Below are 20,711 nucleotides of genomic sequence, written 5' to 3'. Positions count from 1 at the left end.
CACGGCATGAAGTTCTATTTTTCGGATCAATCCTGTTCGTCAGTGAATGCGTTAAGTGTTAATATCATCACAACTTGCAAAATAGAAAGCGAGAGAAACGTGTCCCAGTCCCAAGTAGCCTATCTCGTTTTTGACGTGGAAGCGGTGGCCGATGGAGATTTGATTTCGCGGGTTCGTTATCCCGGCGAAGAATTGGCTCCTGAAGAGGCGATTGCCAAATATCAGGCAGAACAAATTGAGTCAACAGGCAGTGACTTCCTCCCGGCGACCTACATGTTGCCGGTATCAGTGGCCATTGCCAAAATCACTGCTGATTTCCGTATGCAAGACTTAACGGTACTCGATGCTCCGAAATTTCGTCCACATGTGATCACACAGAAATTCTGGCAAGGTTGGGTACACTATGGTCAGCCCGCGTTTGTGACGTTCAATGGCCGTGGTTACGATTTGCCTGTATTGGAATTGGCGGCTTATCGCTATGGTATTGCTTTACCAGAGTGGTTCAATCTCGAGGCCCGCAGTTATGAGCAATCTCGCAATCGTTATAACACTTCAGCTCACATAGATTTAATGGACGTATTTTCCAACTTCGGTGCGAGTCGTATGACTGGTGGCTTAAACTTACTGGCGAATCTCATTGGTAAACCGGGTAAAACTGGCATCGATGGCTCCAAGGTACAATCAATGTATGATACAGGGAAAGTGCAGGAGATTAACGATTACTGCCGCTGTGATGTACTGGATACCTACTTCGTGTTTCTCAGATCACGAGTCCTTACAGGACAACTCAGTATTGATGATGAGCAGGAAATCGTAACCGAAGCCTATCAGTTCCTGGAACGCGAATCAGCAGGGAATCCTGCCTATCAACATTACCTGGAGCATTGGGGTGACTGGGTAGCACCTGAAGAGTAACGTTTCGGCTTTTACTCTGCGTATTGAATTTTCAGATCTGATAGCAGGAACTGTTGCACAATGTGAAGTCGGGTTTTGCTGATCTTGATCGGCAGGGGTTGGTCGCTGCTGAAGACAATTTCGACGGCATCCCATTTGGTTCCTGGGTGAGAATTGGGTGGAAAGGCGGGGTTCGGTTTCATATTTAATGTGATGAATCGTGGTGCCGAAGAGCCATTTTCGTTTGTCGATCGTTCTGTCGCAAATGATTCGATGATGAATGCGTTTTTCTCGACGTCAATCAACCAGGGTTGAAGTGAGTTTTGGAAAGCTGAGTTACCGGTGACAAAAGCTCCATTGGGCTTTGAGTTCAAGTTTTTAGGAACGGCCCTATCACGTTGATTCCCAAGTTTGGAGATCGTAACGCCATTACCTAATTCGATAGATTCTATACGCTGAGTTTCAGCAATCCAGCGTAAAACCATTTTTTCAATTTCTATTATTTCTGCCTGATCCTGATTCTCAGAATGGGAAGTTGCAAACGAAATGCGTTTAATAGAACCCGTTGTCGAAGTGGAGTTCTGGTTATTTTCTGCTTCTGGGAACACGGCTTTCGCAACTTTGCGTAATATGATCTGTGGTGTGGATTTTGATATTACAGGCTCAGTCGTTTGTGTCGATTTGTAAGCCGTCAATTCAATGGAAGCAAAACCAATGCTTGGTTTTGAAGCGAGTGCCAGGAATTTCAGTGACTCTGGTAACATTGTCTGCGAATTAATCTGAAGTTCGAATGGGCGACAAAGACGACGGGTTAACGTATCCTTTGGTTGACCTCGCAGGATAATATATTTTGTTGTTTGTTTCACAACTTGCCAACCATAGTCTGCCAGTAAAGTTCGAGTGCTCACCGGTTTTTGAAATTCGGAGATCAGCGTGAGTTCATGTCCGGAAAAATAGGCTTGGTTTTCTTTTTTGAGTTCGTCTATTTTTGACGAGGGAGCCACTGTCGATAACAGTTGGGAGGCTACAGACCATTGCGTTAATATTTTCTCGGGAGCGATTCTTTGTGAATTGAGCGAAATGTCATTGTCGGTCAAATGACCATCGGGTATTCCAGAAGTGGTTTTTGCGCGTTGTTCTGGGGGAGACGGTTCATCTGCGTGAAGCAGCTGGTTGCCGATCAGGACGAATAGAATCAGATAACAAACCAAACAGGGATGACGGTGCATCGCAAGACTCACTCTGAATCGGGTGAATGAAATGGATTTCGTAATGGAATGAAATCTCAAGAAGGGAGTTGCCAGAGAGCTGCGGGAATCTAGCAGAAAGGCAAAACTAAGAAAACGGCAATTTTTTGTGTGCCGGGTTTATGATTGAGCAGGAATTTCAGGAGTCGTTGATAAACTCAAATGGATCAGTCAGTTAGGGATATTTGCTTACGTTACTTTTGGGCGTCAGGAGCCGACTTGGAACGGGATGTATCCAATTATTTCTGAAGCGATTGTACTAACGACTTGAAGGAGGGTAACGCTTGCAGCTCAGTGAGGTCGGGATCTTTTTGCATCCATTCCACATCATCAAATCCGGTTTTGGAGGCGTTTGTGAGGTGAAAGATCGCTTTTTCCCGATACGTTTTGATTTTGCTTTCGAGATCGGGGGTCTTCGTTTGATCTTTTAAGTTGATCAGGGCACGACCGAAAACACAGGCTACGTTATAGCTGAATAAACCATCCTTTTCGAATTGCTTCAAAAATCCTTCGACAAACGGGATCGCTTTGTCTTCCTCGTGGTTATATACCATGCAAATAGCTAACCCCGTAATGGCCTGAGAGCTTTTCTTATCCAGGTCAAATGCTTTTTGAAAATCTTGTTGTGCCGCCTTCCAGTCGGTCTTTTGTAGATGTGTATGGCCTCGTCCCGTATAGGCTCTCACATAGCGGTTATTTTTTTGAATGATCTGATCATAGACTTTTAAGGCTGCGTCCCAATGACTGAGTTCATTTAAAATTTGTGCTTTGAAAAGATAGGGCTGCAGGTCATCTGGACTGATCTTGATAACCGTATCATAAGCGGCGATTGCTTCTTGATACTGTTTCAGTTTGATATGATGTGAAGCAATAATGAGATAAGTGAATGTATCTCGGGGAGAAAGTTCAACAGCTTTATTGAATTGCTTCAAAGCTTCTTTTGAATTGGACTGATTGCTAAAAACGAGCCCTTTTGCTATATAGAGCCGAGGGTTCATCTTGTCGATTTTCAGGCCCTGTTCTGCATATTTAAATGCTTCCTCAAACTTCTGAAGCGAATTACTCACATCCACCAGTCCGATATAGGCAGGGATCAATAATTCATCGATACTGATTGCAGTATGATATTCTTCAATCGCAGCTTTCCAATTTTTTTTGGTTTGTTCTCGCTGTCCATTTCTATAGGAATGGTTTCCCGGTGAACGTTGATAAATTCTTATTAAAGCCTTATGTGCGTCATTTTTTTTCTCGTCGATTTTACCATCATAACGTGCTTGCATAATAGTTTGTCGCGCTTCAGGTGTGCCTATAGAAACCAAAGCTGAGTAAATCGAATTCCATCTGGATGATTCATTGGCCTTTTGAAGTGCGTGTTGTAATATTGAGAGTGATTTGCCAGACGATGATGCACCTAAGCTGGAGGCTGCTCCATTTGCGATCGACAGATTACTATCCTGTATCGCTTCCTCAGCTAATTTGAAGTATTGTGGCGATCCCAGTTTCTGGAGTGATGTCAGGATTAAAAGTTTCTCTGCAGCTGAAGCCTGAGGATAAATTTTCAAGAATTCGACATCGACAGTCAGGTCTCCAATTGCCGCCAGAGATTTGAGAATCGCAGTTCGCGTTCCTGTATCGAGTTTTGGATCTTGTAAATGTTGGGCTAGCAGGGGGATGGTTCGAGGATCTTTCAATCGATTAATGAACGTCAACATTTGTTGCGATGGAACCGTATGTTCTAATTGTGACAGAACATAATTCATCGCCAATGTTTCACTTTTGCTGTCTTTCCTCTTAATCAGTTCCTGAAAGGCGACTTGTCTTAATTCAGACTGAGAGGAATTTAATGCATCGGTCAGCACTTCATAGAGCTGAGGGTGTCCATTCAGGACTAAGGCATTAATGGCGGCTTTACGAAGATCCAGATTTTCACTGGAAAGAAATTCATAGATCGCGTTTCCCCACTGTGGACGGGGACTTTGTGAAATGATGCCTATAATTGTTTTCTGAGCTTCGGGTGGTTGTTGTTTTAACAGCTGAAGCAGTCTTTGCTGACCTTCCGCAAAACGGGATTCTGCGAGACTTGCCACCGCCATTTCAAACTTTCTACCAGGTGGTGAATTTGCGACTTGGATAAGGCGTTCAAGTGCACGAGGATCTCCGAAATAACGTAGTGCATACAAGGCAGCTTCCTGAACAATCTGATTTTGATCTGAACTTAGTGTTAAGACCAGTGGTAGCTCTTCGTTCGTTAAGTGCCGTCCGCCACTCATCAGTGCTGCCACTTTGACTGCTGGTGCGCCGATATGAATTTGCTCAGCAATCTTTTCTCGTGAGAGCACGCTCATGGCACTGTCTAGTGCGGCATGTATGGCTGCCTCTTCTGTGGTGTGTGTAATAGTAGCGCGGGATGTTAACCCCAATCCGAAGTAGCGGGGTTTGTGATCTTTAAAAATGAAACCGGAAAGGTGGAGCTCACTGATCATGGTCGGAAAAAGAGGGAACTGCGATTGTACAATTGAATTCATACCAATTTGTTGCGCCGCGCGTGGTAGCCAACCAAATACACTTCGTTCTATAAATGAATTTTGATTCGGAAAATGAATCACAAACCGTCTGACATTTTTCTGTGTCGTCAGCAGATCTATTTCATTCATCAGACTTGTGAGATTGATACTGTTGAGTGCTCCCGATATTGTCAGCTTCGCCAGACATTGATGGGGCCCCATCAATGTCACGGTATGCTGTAAATTGCCTAACTCAAACCGATTGACATTCAAATTTAAAAGTTGCCCGTTAACAGTCGCCTGAATCTCAATTTCCGGGACATGAGGACCATTGGGTAAGTCTGAGAGCGCAAGCCACATAGTACCCTGTTTACCTGGTAGCACAGTGACTTCTTGTTCGAATTTCAATGCATTCAAGCTTTTTTCTTTTTTTCCTACCAGGACAGTCTGGTTGGGGATATGTTCGGGTAAGCCTGTCTTAGTATGAGGTTGGCCATTGACTTTAAAATGTATTTGGTCTCGCGTCAGTTTGAGGGGTTGTTGACTTTGATTGACAAGAATTAACCGAGTCAAGAAAAACCCTTTGAGAACCTGATTAGACGCGACTCCTTTCATAGAATTTTTGATGATCATGAAAGCCTCTGATTCTTTTGAGGCAGCAGGCCGGTGAGCGGGTAATTTTTTTAATACCTGCAAACGGTTTTCGATATCCAGCAAGTCGTTCCGGGTCTCTTGATTAGAAACTGGTTGGTCGGGAGAGTTTTCTTTTACCGTCTTAGACTGAGCAATCACATTCTGTGGCAATAGTACTAATGCAGTAAAAAAAAGTGATGTGATCAGGAAAAAACAATTTTGAGATCGCATTTTGTTTCTCCAAACATTCATCAGACAATAACTTTACCGGCTCGAATTTCAATCCAGGTTTTGATTTCCGACCCTGGAGGCAACACGCGTAGTCCGGTTTCGACATCTTTTCTAGTCATATTGATGGCATTGGTCACGCATGTATAAGGTTCCAGACAAACACAGTTTCTGTTGGGAGGTGTGAATACGACCAACTCTGAAAAGAGGGAATCATAGTCCTGCGAAATCACAAGTCCCCCTTGTTCATCCATCACCAGGCACTCGTACTGGTCAGTCTCTTCTGGAAGACCGCTGAGAACATGATCTGCTTTTAACTGATCGAGCCAGGCTCCCTCTCTGAGATCATGCGATTTTTGAATGGCTATTTTTTCTCCAGTAGGCAGGCAGTTTTCCAGAACCCATTCCTCGGTAGCGGGTGCCTCGATCAGGCAGTTTTGTAGACTTCCCTGTTCTGATAACGGAACTTTAAAATAGGGGTGTGTGCCCAATCCCCAGGGGACAGAAGTATGCCCCGGGTTTCCAATGCGAAAGTCAGCGCGTAATGTAGCTCCCCGTACTTCGTATTTGACTTCAATGAAAATATCACCGGGCCAATATTTTAAAAGGTGTTTTCCATCGATGCTAAGCTGAAATTGCGCAATTGCAAACGTTTCCTCTTGGGCGATCACACGCCATGGTTGATCCAGACAAAAACCATGAATGGCATTTCCGTTGTTATCATGGTATGTCTTATCGGTGGGAAGCTCATAGGTGACTCCTTCCCATTGAAAACGTGCATTAGCGATACGATTCGGAAAGGGAAACAGGATCGGAATACCACTGCTACTGGGACGTTGCTCCCCGTACTGAAATTCAGGATGAGCATCAATCACATCGATGATTTGATCGTCTACCATGGCCCGGAATTGGTAACAGTTAAAGCCCAGCTCAGGCAGAATGTGCGCGGTTGAACCAGTTTCCGGGTCTGTAATTTTAATAGGCGTCATGTGGGTGAATACTTTTTATGTAGATTAATTATGATCAGGATGATCTTTTCAAAAGTTTTCGAATTCTCAGTTCCACTCTGGATGGACACTTTGTTGGGGGAGAAAGCGTTTTTCTGCCATAACTCTCTCCAGTAGAACATCCCATAATTCATAAGAGTCGATGGCGAAAACATCTTCAGTTTTTGCTTCTGTGTAAAGCCAGTCCATACGATAAATTTCAGATTCTAATTGTAAGGGAGCCCAACCCGCGCATCCAAAAAAAATCCGAAAGTCCAAATCGGGGTCTCCTTCTGAAATCCGCCAGACGACTTTTTCAAATACTTCCGGGCTGCTTCCCATGTAAAGATCGGGAACAATCGGTTCCTCTGTTTGTTCCAAGTCAGTCGCATTATGTAAAACAAACATGCCACTCGGCTCAACAGGCCCCCCCGTGAATACCATATCTTCCAGTTTTGGTAGATCAAAATATTTGGAGAGTGCATTGGTAATTGAGAGTGAAGAAGGGCGGTTGACGATTAACCCGGTTGCCCCTTTCTCATTGTGTTCCACAATCAATACAACTGATCGATAAAAATTGAGGTCATTCAATTTCCGGGAAGCGATTAAAAAATGCCCCTTTAAAGATTTCAACATAGAGGAACTTAAACTCCAAAATTTTGGTCTATTGGATCAAAATGATTTTCTGAATAACGAATGAATACACAAGTTTCATTATATCTGGACAAAACCACAAAAAACAGAGTTAGATTTTTCCAGCCCAATCGCCCCTTATTTATAGCGTTCTACTTTACCGATTAGACGGATCCTGCCTTTTGAAATCACAGAGTGTCGATTGTCTTCAATTAGCTGACAATTCTCAAAAAAAGTATTTCAAATTGAACGTTTGTTGTCTATTCTAGCTGTTATATAGAAGTGTTGTTTCCATCTAGGCACTTTTTCAGTTTTTTTCATGGTTTTGATCATTATGAGTTCTTTCAAATCGCAAATCGCCATTTTGTTCGTCATTTTGTGTTCGCTTTGCTTTTCAAATTCGGTTCGGGCAGAAGAAAGCTATGAACGCTTTACCGTGCGCACTTGGACGTATCGCGATGGCACTGAGGAAACAGGAAAGCTCATAAATGTCTCCGGGCCCATTGCCACACTCAAACTGGATGGAAAGGGAACAGTTCGTGTACCACTGGAGAAATTGAGTGTCAAGGATTTGAATTGGCTCTATGAATATCATAAGCGAAAAAAACAGTTAAGTTTCCTGCCTCCTCAGTATCGACGAAAACAGGAAGTCAAAGAGGGGTCAAAGCCAGACAATACAAAACCAGCAGAGACAGAAACAAATAAGGCACAGCCTGAACAGAACATGTCTTCTGGTAAATCCAGCGATGAAGAATCATATAAGGTGTCCACAATTCGCGAATGGAAACTTAAGGATGGGAGTAAACACCAGGCCAAGTTTTTGTTTGTCTCTAAGCAAAATGTTTTGCTCTCCAAAGAATCGGGGGGATCATTGAAGCTTTCTCTCGATCAGCTTAGCGAAAAAGATCTGAATTGGATAATCGAATATCATCGCAGGAATAACTTGCTGGCTCTGTTACCGGCGGAGTATCAAAAGCAGGACACGCCCGGTCAACCCGCTACTTCTCTCATACCAAACCTTCCCAAAGAGATGGCTGAGAAGTTGGTTGAGCAAAAGTCTAAAGCAGAAGCGTTGGCGGCTGAAGCCAAAGCCAAAATGACTGATGGAATTCAGGATGATCCGAATGTGATCAAAGCGAATACGGAAATCGAACCTGCCCTCGTTGCTGCACTAAGTGAATATCGGGTATGGTCAGATAAGAAGGGCCAGAAGTCGGAAGCACGCTTCAGCAGAATTAATGGCCGTGAGATTATATTTACGACTCGCACTGCGGGTTTCTTACAAGTTCCTATTGGCACGCTCATTGAAGAAGATCTTCAATTACTCCGCGATGCACTGAAAATGCATGGACGTTTCGAGGAAATGCTTCTCGTTTATCGCGAGCCCCTTGATCCCAATCTCTCGCCTACTAAATTGAAGCAGTTGATCAGGGTTAACAACCACCGAAAATGGACTGATCTTTCCGGAAATTCTACGGGGGCATCCTATGTAAAAATGGAAGACGGAAAAGTCTTTCTGAATATTACGAAAACTTCAATGCTACAGGAATTTCCTTATCTGAATTTCAGCCCTGAAGATCAAGAGTATGTTCAGGAACGTCTCAAAAAAGAAATTCCTGGCCAATTTTTCCCCGATGGTGCCGATACGGTATTAACTCTGGAAGAGCGAGAAAACGAATTCCGGGTTTGGACCGACAGAAATAAACGCCAGATTAAAGGTAAGTTTGTGCGGTTGGCGTATGGTGATTCCGTTGCTGTCATTAATACTGGTGACAAAGAAGAATTATTTATCACGGAATTCTTCAGTGACCAGGATTTGAGTCTGCTCAAACCTCCTAAACAAAAACAAACAGATCAACTGGCGATGAATAACAATAATTCCAATGTGGGAGGCTTTCCAGGTAGGATACCCGGCGGAATGAACCGTGGCATGACTGGCAGAGGCAGATTCCCAGGTGCGATGCCGGGGGCAATGCCAGGATCCATTCCCAGAAGTAACCCCTTCCCGAATCAGAATAGTGCGATGCCTGAACGCCCCGCACATTCAATGACACAGCCGATATTCAAAACGAAATTTGAATGTCCCATATGTAAGAAAACCCATACTTCAGACTCACCATTCTTTAAGCATTGTCCGCATTGTGGGTTGGATGCGAATGATAAAGTTTATAGCTGTATGAGGTGTAATCGAAAGTTCAAGGCGGAAGGCCAGGGCATCACAGCACCATGCCCTTATTGCAATGAGAACAAACAAAATCAAAATCGAGTTGCTTCCAACAATGCCAATCCATTCATGAGTAATGGATCTAGAGGCAGTTCTAACTCAAATGAATCGGGGTCATCTGTGCGATCCGGATCGTCTGCTTACCGATCAGGCAGAGCCATTGGTAAAATTTGTGGTTTGATATTTTTGTTCATTGGTTTTATTGCCGGTGCTATGAAACTTCGCGGTTAATTTGGTCAATCAAAGTAACGCCCTTTTTGTTGCCAACAGGGTGTTTCTTAGGAATCCAGGTTAACGGAAAGCGTTCAACTATAGCTTTTCGTTTAACACAGGTAGATGCTTGGAAGTCTGCATCTCTTGTGCTTCTTCCGGCGCCACATAATCGCTATGGCAAGATGCTTTGTCCTGATCTCCGGTCATTTCCTTTTTGACTTTGGAAGCCAGTTTGTGGATTTGATCCGGGCTGAGTACGCCGCGCTTCTCCAGAATTTCCTGCTGCTCTGCGGTGAGTGGCAATGTCTTCTTGGCTTTGTCCCAGGCATAGTCTTCCGATTTACCGGACATGAATTCCTGAATTTCTTTCGAAATGCGAACACTGCACCAGTCATGGCCACACATTGCACAGAAATCAGTATCCACGTCTAAATCTTCATCGTGTAAGGCGCGCGCGGTGTCAGGATCAAAGCTCAACTCAAAGTGTTTTTCCCAGTTCAATGCAGCGCGTGCTTCTGTTAAGTCATCATCTCGATTGCGTGTACCAGGAATTCCCAATGCCACGTCAGCAGCATGTGCAGCAATTTTATAAGCGATACAACCTTGTTTCACGTCATCTTTTTTGGGCAAACCGAGATGTTCTTTGGGTGTTACGTAACAGAGCATACTGGCACCATGGTAACCGGCCGCAGTTGCACCAATACAACTTGTGATATGGTCATAACCGGGAAAGATATCCGTAACGAGAGGCCCCAATACGTAGAACGGAGCACCATGGCAAAGTTTTCGCTGAACTTTCATGTTGAATTCGATTTGATCGAATGAAATATGCCCCGGACCTTCAATCATGACCTGCACTCCATTTTTCCAGGCCCGTTCAGTCAACTCGCCAAGCACACAGAGTTCTGCCAATTGAGCGCGGTCGGAACCATCAGCCAGACCGCCAGGTCGCAAGCCATCGCCAATCGAAAAGCTAACGTCGTACTCCCGCATGATTTCACAGATCTCATCCCAAAGCTCGTACATTGGGTTTTGCCGTTGATTATGCAGCATCCATTTTGCCAGTAGCGATCCGCCTCGACTGACAATTCCAATCAGCCGCTGTGTGACTAATGATAAGTGCTCCTGCAGCACTCCGGCATGTATAGTGAAGTAGTCTACTCCCTGTTTTGCCTGATGTTTCAGCATTTGTAAAATACTGGCGTGATCCAGATCTTCCAGACGACGGGCAATAATCATCGAATAAATGGGGACTGTTCCGATGGGAACCGTACTGTTCTGGATAATCGCCTGACGACAACTGTCGATGTCCCCCCCAGTAGAAAGATCCATCACGGTATCTGCGCCCCAGCGCGTTGCCCATTCTAATTTTTCTATTTCTTCCTCTGTTCCCGATGAGACCGGCGAGGCTCCCATGTTAGCGTTTACTTTGGTTTTTGACGCACGGCCAATCGCCATCGGGTCCAATTGGTATCCCAAGTGCACTTTGTTAGCAGGGATTATCATGCGGCCGGAGGCAACTTCATCGCGAATTTGTTCGGCAGTTAAATGTGGCTCCCGCTCGGCGACTCGTTCCATTTCCGGAGTGATCGTTCCACAGCGTGCAAATTCCAGTTGTGTGACTGGTAAAAAGTCAGAGGGAGGGATCCAGGCTTCAGCCGTTTCATAATTATTTTCATAACCAGCTTTCCGTTCCCAACCTTCCGGCATGAAATCCCATGCCGTATTTTCCGAAACGCCAGGCATTCCGGGGGTATCAGGGGAAGAAAAGGTGAAAGCGCCTTCGACTCCCGGGGCAATCTGTGGAGGATTCGCAAAACTTCCTGGATTTGTCTGTTGCGGATGAGTTGAGGGATTTCCTCCAATTGGTGGTAGGGAGTACATCAGGTCATAAGCAGATGAGGAGTCAGTCATTCTAGAAGCATCCTTTATATATTTGATGCGGAGGATCGAGTATGTTTATGGTTTAAGAATCCCAACCTCGAAAGTTTTAATGAGACAACCAGCGGCAGAACTGCACTTGATGGAAAATCTCTCTAGATTCTCGTCTATATAGTAGTGACCTTGATGCTTTTTTCAAACTGATTAGATGGGTACTCTCTGTGGTTTCCCATTGAATGATTCATTGGCTATGATCTGCACATACTCAAAATGGTTGATTTAAACTCCCTCTTTTTCTCAAAAAGATCAAATTCAAGCGATTCTCAGTTCATCAGGTTAAGGTAGACATGCAGTACAATGTTTTTGGCGTTGGAAACGCGTTAGTAGATATTCAAGCACAAGTTTCAGATGCCACTTTGGAAAAATTAGGATATGCCAAAGGTATCATGACGCTGGTTGATGAAGAAGCACAGCAAAAAGTGCTGGGAGAGCTCGATGGAGCCCCCATTTCTCAATGTGCCGGTGGTTCTGCTGCGAACACGATACTGGGTATCGCCGATTTTGGTGGAAAAGCCGCGTATGCAGGCAAAGTAGCCAGCGATATGCTGGGGGAGTTTGATTTGGCTGACATGCGAAAATTAGGTGTCACCATCGAAGTTCCTCCCGCTTCTGAAGGACACACTGGAACCTGTGTTGTGCTGATTACCGATGACGCACAGAGAACGATGCTGACAAACCTCGGTGTGTCAGCCACGTTGAGTGTGGATGATTTAAACGAAGAACATATTAAACAATCTGAATATGTCTATGTAGAAGGGTATCTGTTTACAGGGGAAACACAGAAACAAGCCGCCTATCGCGCCATTGAACTGGCTAAAAAACACGATGTGAAAGTCGCGTTTACCGTTTCCGATCCATTCCTGATCAATTTATTTCGAGAAGAATTTCAGCAATTGATCGAAGGCCCCGTTGATCTGCTGTTTTGTAACCTGGAAGAAGCGCGTAGCCTGACAGGAAAACAGGACGCGGTGGACTGTGCTCAAGTGATTCACAAGCATGTGCCAAATCTTGCTTTGACTCTGGGCCCAGACGGGTCCATTCTGATGCATGAAGGACGTGTGATACCAATTGAAGGGGTCGAAACCGATGCCATCGATACCACCGGTGCCGGAGATATGTATGCTGCGGGAATTCTGTATGGAATTACGAACGGACTGACGTGGCACCAGGCGGGTCACCTTGCTTCACATGCAGCGGCTCGCATTGTCTCGCAGTTGGGGGCACGACTGCAACGTCCTTTCACAAAGGATGAAATTCAGGAACTACTGAGTTGAAATGAAGCATAGCAACTACCCTCTCTTTGTACGTCGCGACCTGGACGGTTTTTTCGCCTTAATGATCGATAACCTTGTCCAGCTTCTGCTAATCGTTGCTTTGTGTAGTCTATGTGGAATCTCTGCAGATTCCGATTTGTTGTTGCGATACATTCTGCCAGGGGCTGCACTGAGTATTCTGTTCGGGAATGTGTTTTATGCCTGGCAAGCTCATCAGCTTGCCAAAAAAGAAAATCGTAGCGACGTTTGCGCGCTTCCTTATGGTCTTAATACTCCTTCAATTCTGGTTTACATTTTTTTTGTGATGATTCCCGTCTATCAGCGGACCAATAGCGCTGAAGCAGCCTGGCAAATGGGATTATTGGCTTGTTTCGGTAGTGGTATTATCGAATTTCTTGGGGCTTTTATTGCGGACTGGGTTCGCAGGCTAACTCCACGGGCGGCACTTTTGTCAACGCTTGCGGGTATCGCGATCGGGTTTATCTCAATGACTTTTGTGTTGAAAATTTATCAGAGACCTTTGATCGGCATGTTGCCTGCTGCGGTCGTGCTGATAACGCTATTTTCTCAGACGAAGCTTCCTTTTCGCATGCCAGGTGGCTTACTGGCGATTATCGTTGGGACAATCAGTGCCTGGGTGCTTCCCGAGTTCATCCCTCAATTCATGCAGGGATCGGCCATGAGTACTGAAGCCATCAAGACAGCCTGGGGGCAGTGGGGCTGGTACCCGCCTCAATTTGCAGGCTCTGCACTTTGGGAATTACTGAAACAACCTGATGAATGGCTCGGTTATATGTCGGTGATTTTTCCGATGGGACTATTCAACGTAATTGGCAGCATGCAGAACATCGAATCTGCGGAAGCCGCAGGAGACAGTTATGCTGCCCGGCCCTCTATGATTGCCAATGGTATGGGAACGATCGTTGCATCACTTTTAGGGAGTTGCTTTCCGACGACGATTTATATTGGTCATCCTGGGTGGAAAAAGATGGGATCACGGGCCGGTTATTCGACTTTGAATGGGCTCTTCTTTCTAGTGATTTGTCTCACGGGAACCACGGGAGTGATCAGTCAGATTATTCCTCTTGAAGCGGGTGCTGCGATTGTACTTTGGATTGGCATGGTCATCACCGCTCAGGCCTTTCAGGCCTGTCCTAAGCGGCATGCGCCTGCTGTCGCGTTGGGGCTCTTTCCTGCTATCGCTGCCTGGGGAGCAACCATAATGCAGGGAACACTCCTCGTCGCCGGCAACAAAACATTACAGCAGGTTTTGTCGGCAGATCTCTTTACAGAAGTCAATGGATTTCTGGTTCATGGAATGGTGGTCATGGAGCGAGGCTTTATTTTTACCTGCATGATTCTTTCTGCCATTTGCGCGTGTCTGATTGATAGCAAATACCGCTCTGCAGCAATCTGGTCAGTCATCGCTGCGATCTTTGCATTTAGCGGACTCACAAATGCGTATGAAATTATGGGGAACGACATTCACTTTCGACTGGCATTCACAGAAGATAATCTGAGTGGAGTGACTTATCATGCCACAGGTATTGGCATTGGTTATCTGCTGTTTGCGGTCACCTTTTTGATCCTCGGTGGCTTCAAAGACGAACCCCTTATGCCAGAGACAGAAGAGTCTGATTCTGAACCGAGCTTAGGGCATTAGATGGGGCATTTCTCAGATTCCAGGAACATGATCACCTAATCTGTCAGTTCCTATAAGGTATTTTGATGGCAAAGTGTGGTTTTGCCATCAAAATATGTGATCATGCGTTCTAGGTATGTTTAGTCAAATAGCTTCTATTCTAGCTAGTTAGGTTACTTTTACATACTTGTTTTTAGTAATGATTAATAAATAATCAATCTTACTGAAACTTTTTCCTTCCGCTTCAAGTAGAACACTGGAAAGCGATTTTTCATTCCTGCAACGGGTTTCGTTACCCCCTTCAATGATTCTAAACACTTTTTATTTTTTTAGATTTTAAGGAACGACTTTATGTTGAAGACATCCCTGATGAGGCGAGGTTTTACACTGATTGAGTTACTCGTTGTCATCGCAATTATTGCAATTCTGATTGCTCTATTACTTCCAGCGGTTCAACAAGCGCGTGAAGCCGCTCGACGATCTACTTGTAAAAACAACATGAAACAAATTGGATTGGCACTTCACAATTACCACGATACTTTTAGAGCATTTCCCATTGGTTCGCAAACTTCCTATTACAGAGCAAACTGGCGATCTTCTATCTTGCCTTATATTGATCAGGCGCCTGCTTACAACCAGCTAACTCAGACTCCGATTCCACTCCATGGTTATGCATCTGGTAATGGAAATTCTGCCTCTGGTTATAACACAGAAAATGCTGTGTTAAATAATCTGTTCATACCGATCTATAAATGCCCTTCAAGCTCCGCTGATTCCTTTTATACCGGAACCAGTCCTGTTTCCAATAATGGCAGGACCTCCCCCAATGCTGCTTTGGGAAGTGAAAAAGGTATGACTATGGACTATGTTGGTATTAGTGGTTCCTATGCGAATGCCGCACCTTACAACAGCGGTTGTGGTAGCGCTTACGGGGGATTCTGGTGTAACAACGGACTCATGATGATTGGTAAATCTGCCCGAATGCGTGATTGTACTGATGGGACCTCAAATACAATTATCATTGGTGAAGACTCAGGGCTCGTTAATAACAGAGATTACCGTAGCAACTACTACGGTGGCTGGGCAGGACATATTGGGCTGTCAAGCTGGGGAACGGGAGTCAATACAGTTCGCTATAGTCCCAACCCTCAGACCGCTCCTGCCGGAGGCGATCAAACCTATACGCCAAACAATCCGTTAACTTCGTTCCATGTGGGAGGCATGCATGCCCTGCTTGCAGATGGTGCTGTTCGATTTATTTCCGACAATCTCGATATCGAAACTCTTCGTCGATTGGGCATGAAAAACGATGACCTTGTCTTAGGTGAGTTTTAAATCTTAAAAACTAGTCGTTGAATTAATGTTAACAATACAGCCGATGCGACTCTGATATGCATCGGCTGTTTTTATTGAACTAACTGACGTATGGAGAATATGTAATGTCTGGTCATTTGCGTTTGAAAGTCAATCAGCTTCTGGTAAACGCGTTTTTTTCAGGAGTAATCGTAATGGCACCAGTTTGCCTGATAAGTGGTTGTGGAGGAAGTGCAAATGCTGTTCCTTCTGGAACGGCAGCGGGGACAATCAAGTTTAACGGAAACGTATTGAAACAGGCCAGGGTCAATTATGTCTCTTCGACGACTGGAACTGGTGTTTATGCTGACGTAATGGAAGATGGCACGTACGAATTGCCAGGTGAAATCCCTGCAGGCGAATATCGTGTCTACCTTACCTCCCCTGGGCTTGGGGACGCACCCCCTTCTGAATCAGGAAATCCAGAATTGAAAGACGCACTTAAAGATGTCCCTAAGAAATACCAAAGTGAACAGGATACTGATTTACAGGTCGTCGTCAAAGAAGGAGAAAACACGTTCGACTTTGATCTTAAACCATAATAAACTTGATCTATGAAGCGTAATATCAAGATAGGAATCTCTCTCGGTTTATTATGTGTTTGTGTCTTAATTCTTGCTAATTGTGGGCAGACTCAAAATTCTCCTGACCAACGATTAAAAGCAGCAAATGAAGCACTGCTGCAAAAAAGATATCCCATTGCACAGCAAATTGCAGAATCACTGCTTGATCAGGAGGGATATGCAGATCAGGCAGCACTACTTGCAGCGGAAGCGGCAGAGTCTCAGGGAAATTATGAGCAGGCCGTGATCTTCTACGACCGTATTTCCGATTCAAAAAAAACAGATGCAATCAAGGCCCGCGGTAAAGCGGGCGAGCTTCTGTTAATGAAATTAAAAGCCCTCTCTCGTGCAGAGAAAGAATATCGTCTACTTTTAGAACTTGACCCTCAAAATACAATCGCCAATGAGCATTTGGCATATCTGCTTGGTTTAAGTTCGCAAAGTTGGGAAGCAGAACGCCCACGCTTGTCATTGATTCCCAGTAATCGATTTACTCCCATCATTCTTTATCTACTTGTGATAGGGGACCGTGCGTTTGAAAACTATCAGACAGTCCTGGAATATGCGCAAACTTCCCCCCATGATCCGCTGGTACTTTTAGGTCTGGCACGGGGATCGATTGAGGAGCAGCAGTTTAAAAAAGCGGAAGAACAACTAAAGCAAGTCATCAAACTGGATCCGAAGTTGATAGAAGCCTATGTCAAATCGGGCCAATTGATTAGCCAGCGAAATGATCCACTGGCGATGAAAGCCTGGCTGGATAAATTGCCAGAACAAGCAAATCAGCATCCACTGATCTGGAACATTCGAGGAAACTGGTATCAAGAACAAGGTAATGTGAATGCTGCCATTCGATGTTTTGGAGAGGCAATTCAGCTTGATGGAACGAACTCTCAAGCCTGCTATCAACTGGGACAACTTTTATTAAAAAAGGGCGAAACAGAAGAGGCAAATCGATTTCTTGATCAGACCACAAAACTTCAGGCATATGAAAGCGAAGTGAAAGTGGCTTTTTCCGATCAGGATTTGAACGCTGCCAAGAAAGCAGTTCAGCTAGGCAAAGAACTCGGTTTGATCTGGGAAGCGTTTGGTTGGAGTAAAGCAGCGTTGATGCTCGCACCACAGGCAACCTGGGCACAAAACACTTTGGATGAACTCGGTCCTGAGCTATCAGCAATCCCTTTAAAGCGCATGCTGGATTCAAAAAATCCGGCCTTTGAATTCGACTTCTCCGAGTATCATTTGCCGATGCAATCCCCAAAACCCTTACATGTCGGTAATCCTACTATAGTTACGCAGTATTCTGCAGTCACATTTCAGGAAGTCGCAGCAGAGACGGGAGTCATCTTTAAATATTTCAATAGCGCGGAACAACCAAACCGAAAACCGAAAATGTATGAATTTACCGGAGGAGGGGTTGCTGTTCTTGATCTGAATAATGATGACTGGCCCGATCTTTATCTGGCACAAGGATGCGTCTGGCCACCTCGTGCAAGTGAGATGCAATATCTCGACTCTGTATTTCTTAATCAAGGTGATGGCACTTTTCGAAATGTAACCGACCACACTGGAATTAGGGAAAACCGATTTAGCCAGGGTGTGACAATTGGTGATCTCAACAACGATGGTTTTGATGATATTTATATCGGAAACATTGGCGAAAATCGACTCTATCTCAACAATGGAGATGGGACATTTTCAGAGTCAAATCAGGCAACAGGTAACGCCAGTGACTGGACAACAAGCTGTCTCCTGGCAGATTTAAACAATGATGCGTTTCCTGAAATTTATGCGGTCAACTATCTCACGGGGGAAGATGTATTCGAACGTGTGTGCCGAACTGGCGATGGTTCGTTTCGCTCATGTATGCCACAAAATTTTCCTGCTGCACAGGATCGCCTTTTTTTGAATCAGACCAATGGTGACTTCGAAGATATTACATCTGAATCGGGAATTGAAGCTCCTGACGGAAAGGGGTTGGGGATTGTTACGGCTGATTTTGGGAATCAAAACAAATTAAATTTATTCATAGCCAACGATGCTGTTCCCAATTTTTACTTTGTCAATCAGACCACTAAAATCAAAAGCCTGCCTCACTTCCAGGAGCAGGCACTTCTGGCAGGGCTCGCCCTCAATTCCGATGGTCGAACCGAAGCCTGTATGGGAATTGCAGCCGGTGATGGCAATGGTGATGAACTATTAGATTTGTTTGTGACGAATTATTTTCGTGAGTCCAATACATTTTACAGTCAAATCAATCCGGAAATATTTCTGGATCTCACTCGTAAATCCTTACTTCACGATTCCAGCCTTTCCGTGTTAGGGTTTGGAACTCAATTTCTGGATGCGAATTTAAATGGCAAATTGGATTTAATCGCCACGAATGGACATGTGGAAGATTTAAGTAAGACTGGCATGCCGTATCAAATGAAAACACAGTTTTTTCTGAATACAGGCGCTGGTCAATATAAAGACATTCCAGCCAATGAATTGGGACCTTTCTTTGAAGAAAAACGACTTGGACGCGGACTCGCGCGCCTGGATTGGAACCGAGATGGATTACCGGAAGCGGTAATTACTCAATTACAGTCTCCCGTCGCTCTCTTACAAAATACAACCGAGAATCATGGTAACAGTCTCGTAATCCACTTAACGGGAACTATTTCCAGCCGGGATGCCATTGGGACCACGGTGCGTCTGCAAGTCAACGGTCAGTCAATGATGAGGCAGTTGACTGCCGGGGATGGGTACATGGCCTGCAATCAGCGGATACTAGTTTTTGGATTAGGCAATCAGACCGAAGCACAAAATATCTCTGTTGAATGGCTTTCAGGAAAAAAACAGACATTCGAGCGACTGGCGGCAAATCAAGAGATCATGATCATCGAAGAAAATCCCCAGCCTGTTCCGCTGAGAACCTACCCCTGATCAAAAATATTTACTGATTTGTCGGAGCTTCGTAAATTCTCACATTGCGAAACTGACTTTCCGCGCGGGCAATCACATCTTCATCGGCGAGGAAATAGAGGTAACGTTGTTTTCCCACATGATAACGTCCTACGCGAATCCGGAAACGTTTCCAGTCAGTCCCCGTATAAGTGTTGAATTGCTGGCCGATACCGGGCCGCGCTTCGTAGCCGTAAATCTGAAAAACATAATTAGTCTGAGCGTCATACTCATTATCTGAATCAAACCCAAACCCATGAATTTGACCTTCATGAGCGCAGCGAAAGTCAAATTCGATCACGGTATCAGGAGTGATTTCTCGGTTGATCTCTATCGTTTTCCAGGCGTTTCCCCAGAGCCGAAGCCCTTTGCCTTGTTCGATCAATTGGTAATCAGTCGGCAATTCATATTGCCCGTCCTGAAAACTATAAGGTTTGATTTGGTGTTCAGAAAAATTGATCGCTGGAATGTCTCCGGGAGGATCAGCAACAGAGAATTGACTGCGAGTCGGGAATGCACTTCGATCAGCCAGTTGACGTGTGACTTCCTGACCGCTCTGATCGAAGACAATGGACTGACCTGCTTCAACTTTGATTGAATCAACGGGTACAGAGACTTGATTTTGAGTAGGTTGTTCATCCGGTTGAGACTGCGATTGTGAAACAGTGACACTCCCTTCAAAAACATGTAATTCCGCTTGTTTTTCGGGATTTACGATCAGGCCGAAATTGGCCGACTGTGAAAGGATCGTCAGATTTTCTGTTGTTAAAGTAAACTCATGCGTTCGCGAAGTTCCCACCACAGCTAAACGACCGGATTTTAAATAGGCTCGATTATTGGCATTCAAACCCAGTTCTGCAGGACCTTGCAAGGCAATCGTTGTTCCACCTAAAAAATCAATTAACGCGCGTCCTGATTTCAATTTTAACCAGCCGGGTACAAGCGGCTTGCTCACATCTTGAGTCCATTCCGTTTGCTCCCAGACCGCATCATGTTCCTCGATAATCATAGCGGCAGGAACACCATCGCTGGAATCAAATTGCGCAACTGCCGGAGTGGGATGACTTTCCATAATTAAAAGTCCCACCAGACATACGCAGATGGCAATTGTTGCACCCAATGCATAGCGCATCATGGCTAATTGCTTACGTGCTGAAACAACACCGGGATCGATGTTTGTAGTGACAGCGTTGATTTCGCTGCTCGCATGAATGAGATCTGGTAAAGGTTCCGTCTGCCCTTGTTCCCATTGCAACAGGGAATCGGTATTCATCATTTCCAGAAAGAGGTTACGGATTGCTTCATCAGATTCCAAACTTGCCAGAAAGCTCTGGTTTTCCTCTTCGGTGAGTAAACCGTCGAGAAATGCCGAGATGATCTGTTGCGGATCTTTCTGTTCTTCATGATCATGGGAATTGATATTCATGATA

Annotated in this window: 13 protein-coding genes; 7 read left to right on the top strand and 6 right to left on the bottom strand. The window is 44.8% G+C overall.

Annotated features, from left to right (window positions below; genetic code table 11):
* The first annotated feature begins 99 nt into the window (after positions 1 to 99).
* Positions 100 to 915: a 3'-5' exonuclease gene (locus V144x_RS27000; RefSeq protein ID WP_232102655.1), complete on the top strand. Its 816-nt coding sequence runs from the start codon at positions 100 to 102 to the stop codon at positions 913 to 915.
* A gap of 11 nt (positions 916 to 926) precedes the next feature.
* Here the strand turns inward: V144x_RS27000 and V144x_RS26995 are convergent, their stop codons facing one another.
* From V144x_RS26995 to V144x_RS26980, 4 genes are all read right to left on the bottom strand, one after another.
* Positions 927 to 2,123: a hypothetical protein gene (locus V144x_RS26995; RefSeq protein ID WP_144990129.1), complete on the bottom strand. Its 1,197-nt coding sequence runs from the start codon at positions 2,121 to 2,123 to the stop codon at positions 927 to 929.
* Positions 2,124 to 2,380: 257 nt separating this feature from the next.
* Positions 2,381 to 5,509 (bottom strand): HEAT repeat domain-containing protein, encoded by a 3,129-nt coding sequence (locus tag V144x_RS26990; RefSeq protein ID WP_197998660.1) that lies wholly within the window; start codon positions 5,507 to 5,509, stop codon positions 2,381 to 2,383.
* Between the two features lie 20 nt (positions 5,510 to 5,529).
* Positions 5,530 to 6,495, bottom strand: a complete 966-nt coding sequence (locus tag V144x_RS26985; RefSeq protein ID WP_144990125.1) for an aldose 1-epimerase — start codon at positions 6,493 to 6,495, stop codon at positions 5,530 to 5,532.
* Positions 6,496 to 6,561: 66 nt separating this feature from the next.
* Positions 6,562 to 7,128, bottom strand: coding sequence for a YqgE/AlgH family protein (locus V144x_RS26980; protein WP_144990123.1), 567 nt, complete (start codon positions 7,126 to 7,128; stop codon positions 6,562 to 6,564).
* A gap of 331 nt (positions 7,129 to 7,459) precedes the next feature.
* Here V144x_RS26980 and V144x_RS26975 point away from each other — a divergent pair, with 331 nt between their 5' ends.
* On the top strand, positions 7,460 to 9,580 hold the full coding sequence (locus V144x_RS26975; RefSeq protein ID WP_144990121.1) for an Rpo12/RPC10 RNA polymerase subunit family protein: 2,121 nt from the start codon (positions 7,460 to 7,462) through the stop codon (positions 9,578 to 9,580).
* A gap of 78 nt (positions 9,581 to 9,658) precedes the next feature.
* Here the strand turns inward: V144x_RS26975 and thiC are convergent, their stop codons facing one another.
* Entirely contained in the window at positions 9,659 to 11,308 is a 1,650-nt protein-coding gene (gene thiC, locus V144x_RS26970) for a phosphomethylpyrimidine synthase ThiC (protein ID WP_144991187.1), read from the bottom strand.
* Positions 11,309 to 11,790: 482 nt separating this feature from the next.
* Here thiC and V144x_RS26965 point away from each other — a divergent pair, with 482 nt between their 5' ends.
* The 5 genes from V144x_RS26965 to V144x_RS26945 all read left to right on the top strand — a co-directional run bounded on the left by V144x_RS26965 (position 11,791) and on the right by V144x_RS26945 (position 19,263).
* Positions 11,791 to 12,777, top strand: a complete 987-nt coding sequence (locus V144x_RS26965; RefSeq protein WP_144990119.1) for an adenosine kinase — start codon at positions 11,791 to 11,793, stop codon at positions 12,775 to 12,777.
* A gap of 1 nt (position 12,778) precedes the next feature.
* Positions 12,779 to 14,440 carry an NCS2 family permease gene (locus V144x_RS26960; protein ID WP_144990117.1) on the top strand — a complete coding sequence of 554 codons (1,662 nt, stop codon included), beginning with the start codon at positions 12,779 to 12,781 and terminating at the stop codon, positions 14,438 to 14,440.
* Positions 14,441 to 14,770: 330 nt separating this feature from the next.
* Positions 14,771 to 15,754 carry a DUF1559 domain-containing protein gene (locus V144x_RS26955; protein WP_144990115.1) on the top strand — a complete coding sequence of 328 codons (984 nt, stop codon included), beginning with the start codon at positions 14,771 to 14,773 and terminating at the stop codon, positions 15,752 to 15,754.
* 104 nt (positions 15,755 to 15,858) lie between these two features.
* On the top strand, positions 15,859 to 16,314 hold the full coding sequence (locus tag V144x_RS26950; RefSeq protein ID WP_144990113.1) for a hypothetical protein: 456 nt from the start codon (positions 15,859 to 15,861) through the stop codon (positions 16,312 to 16,314).
* A gap of 12 nt (positions 16,315 to 16,326) precedes the next feature.
* Positions 16,327 to 19,263, top strand: coding sequence for an FG-GAP-like repeat-containing protein (locus V144x_RS26945; RefSeq protein ID WP_144990111.1), 2,937 nt, complete (start codon positions 16,327 to 16,329; stop codon positions 19,261 to 19,263).
* Between the two features lie 10 nt (positions 19,264 to 19,273).
* Here the strand turns inward: V144x_RS26945 and V144x_RS26940 are convergent, their stop codons facing one another.
* Complete coding sequence (locus tag V144x_RS26940; protein WP_144990109.1) at positions 19,274 to 20,707, bottom strand: hypothetical protein; 1,434 nt, start codon at positions 20,705 to 20,707, stop codon at positions 19,274 to 19,276.
* Positions 20,708 to 20,711 lie beyond the last annotated feature (4 nt).

The sequence above is a fragment of the Gimesia aquarii genome, from assembly GCF_007748195.1.
In the GTDB taxonomy this organism is placed as follows: Bacteria; Planctomycetota; Planctomycetia; order Planctomycetales; family Planctomycetaceae; genus Gimesia; species Gimesia aquarii.
The sequence above is the reverse complement of the archived record's forward strand: the minus strand, read 5'-3'. Positions and strand labels throughout refer to the sequence as shown.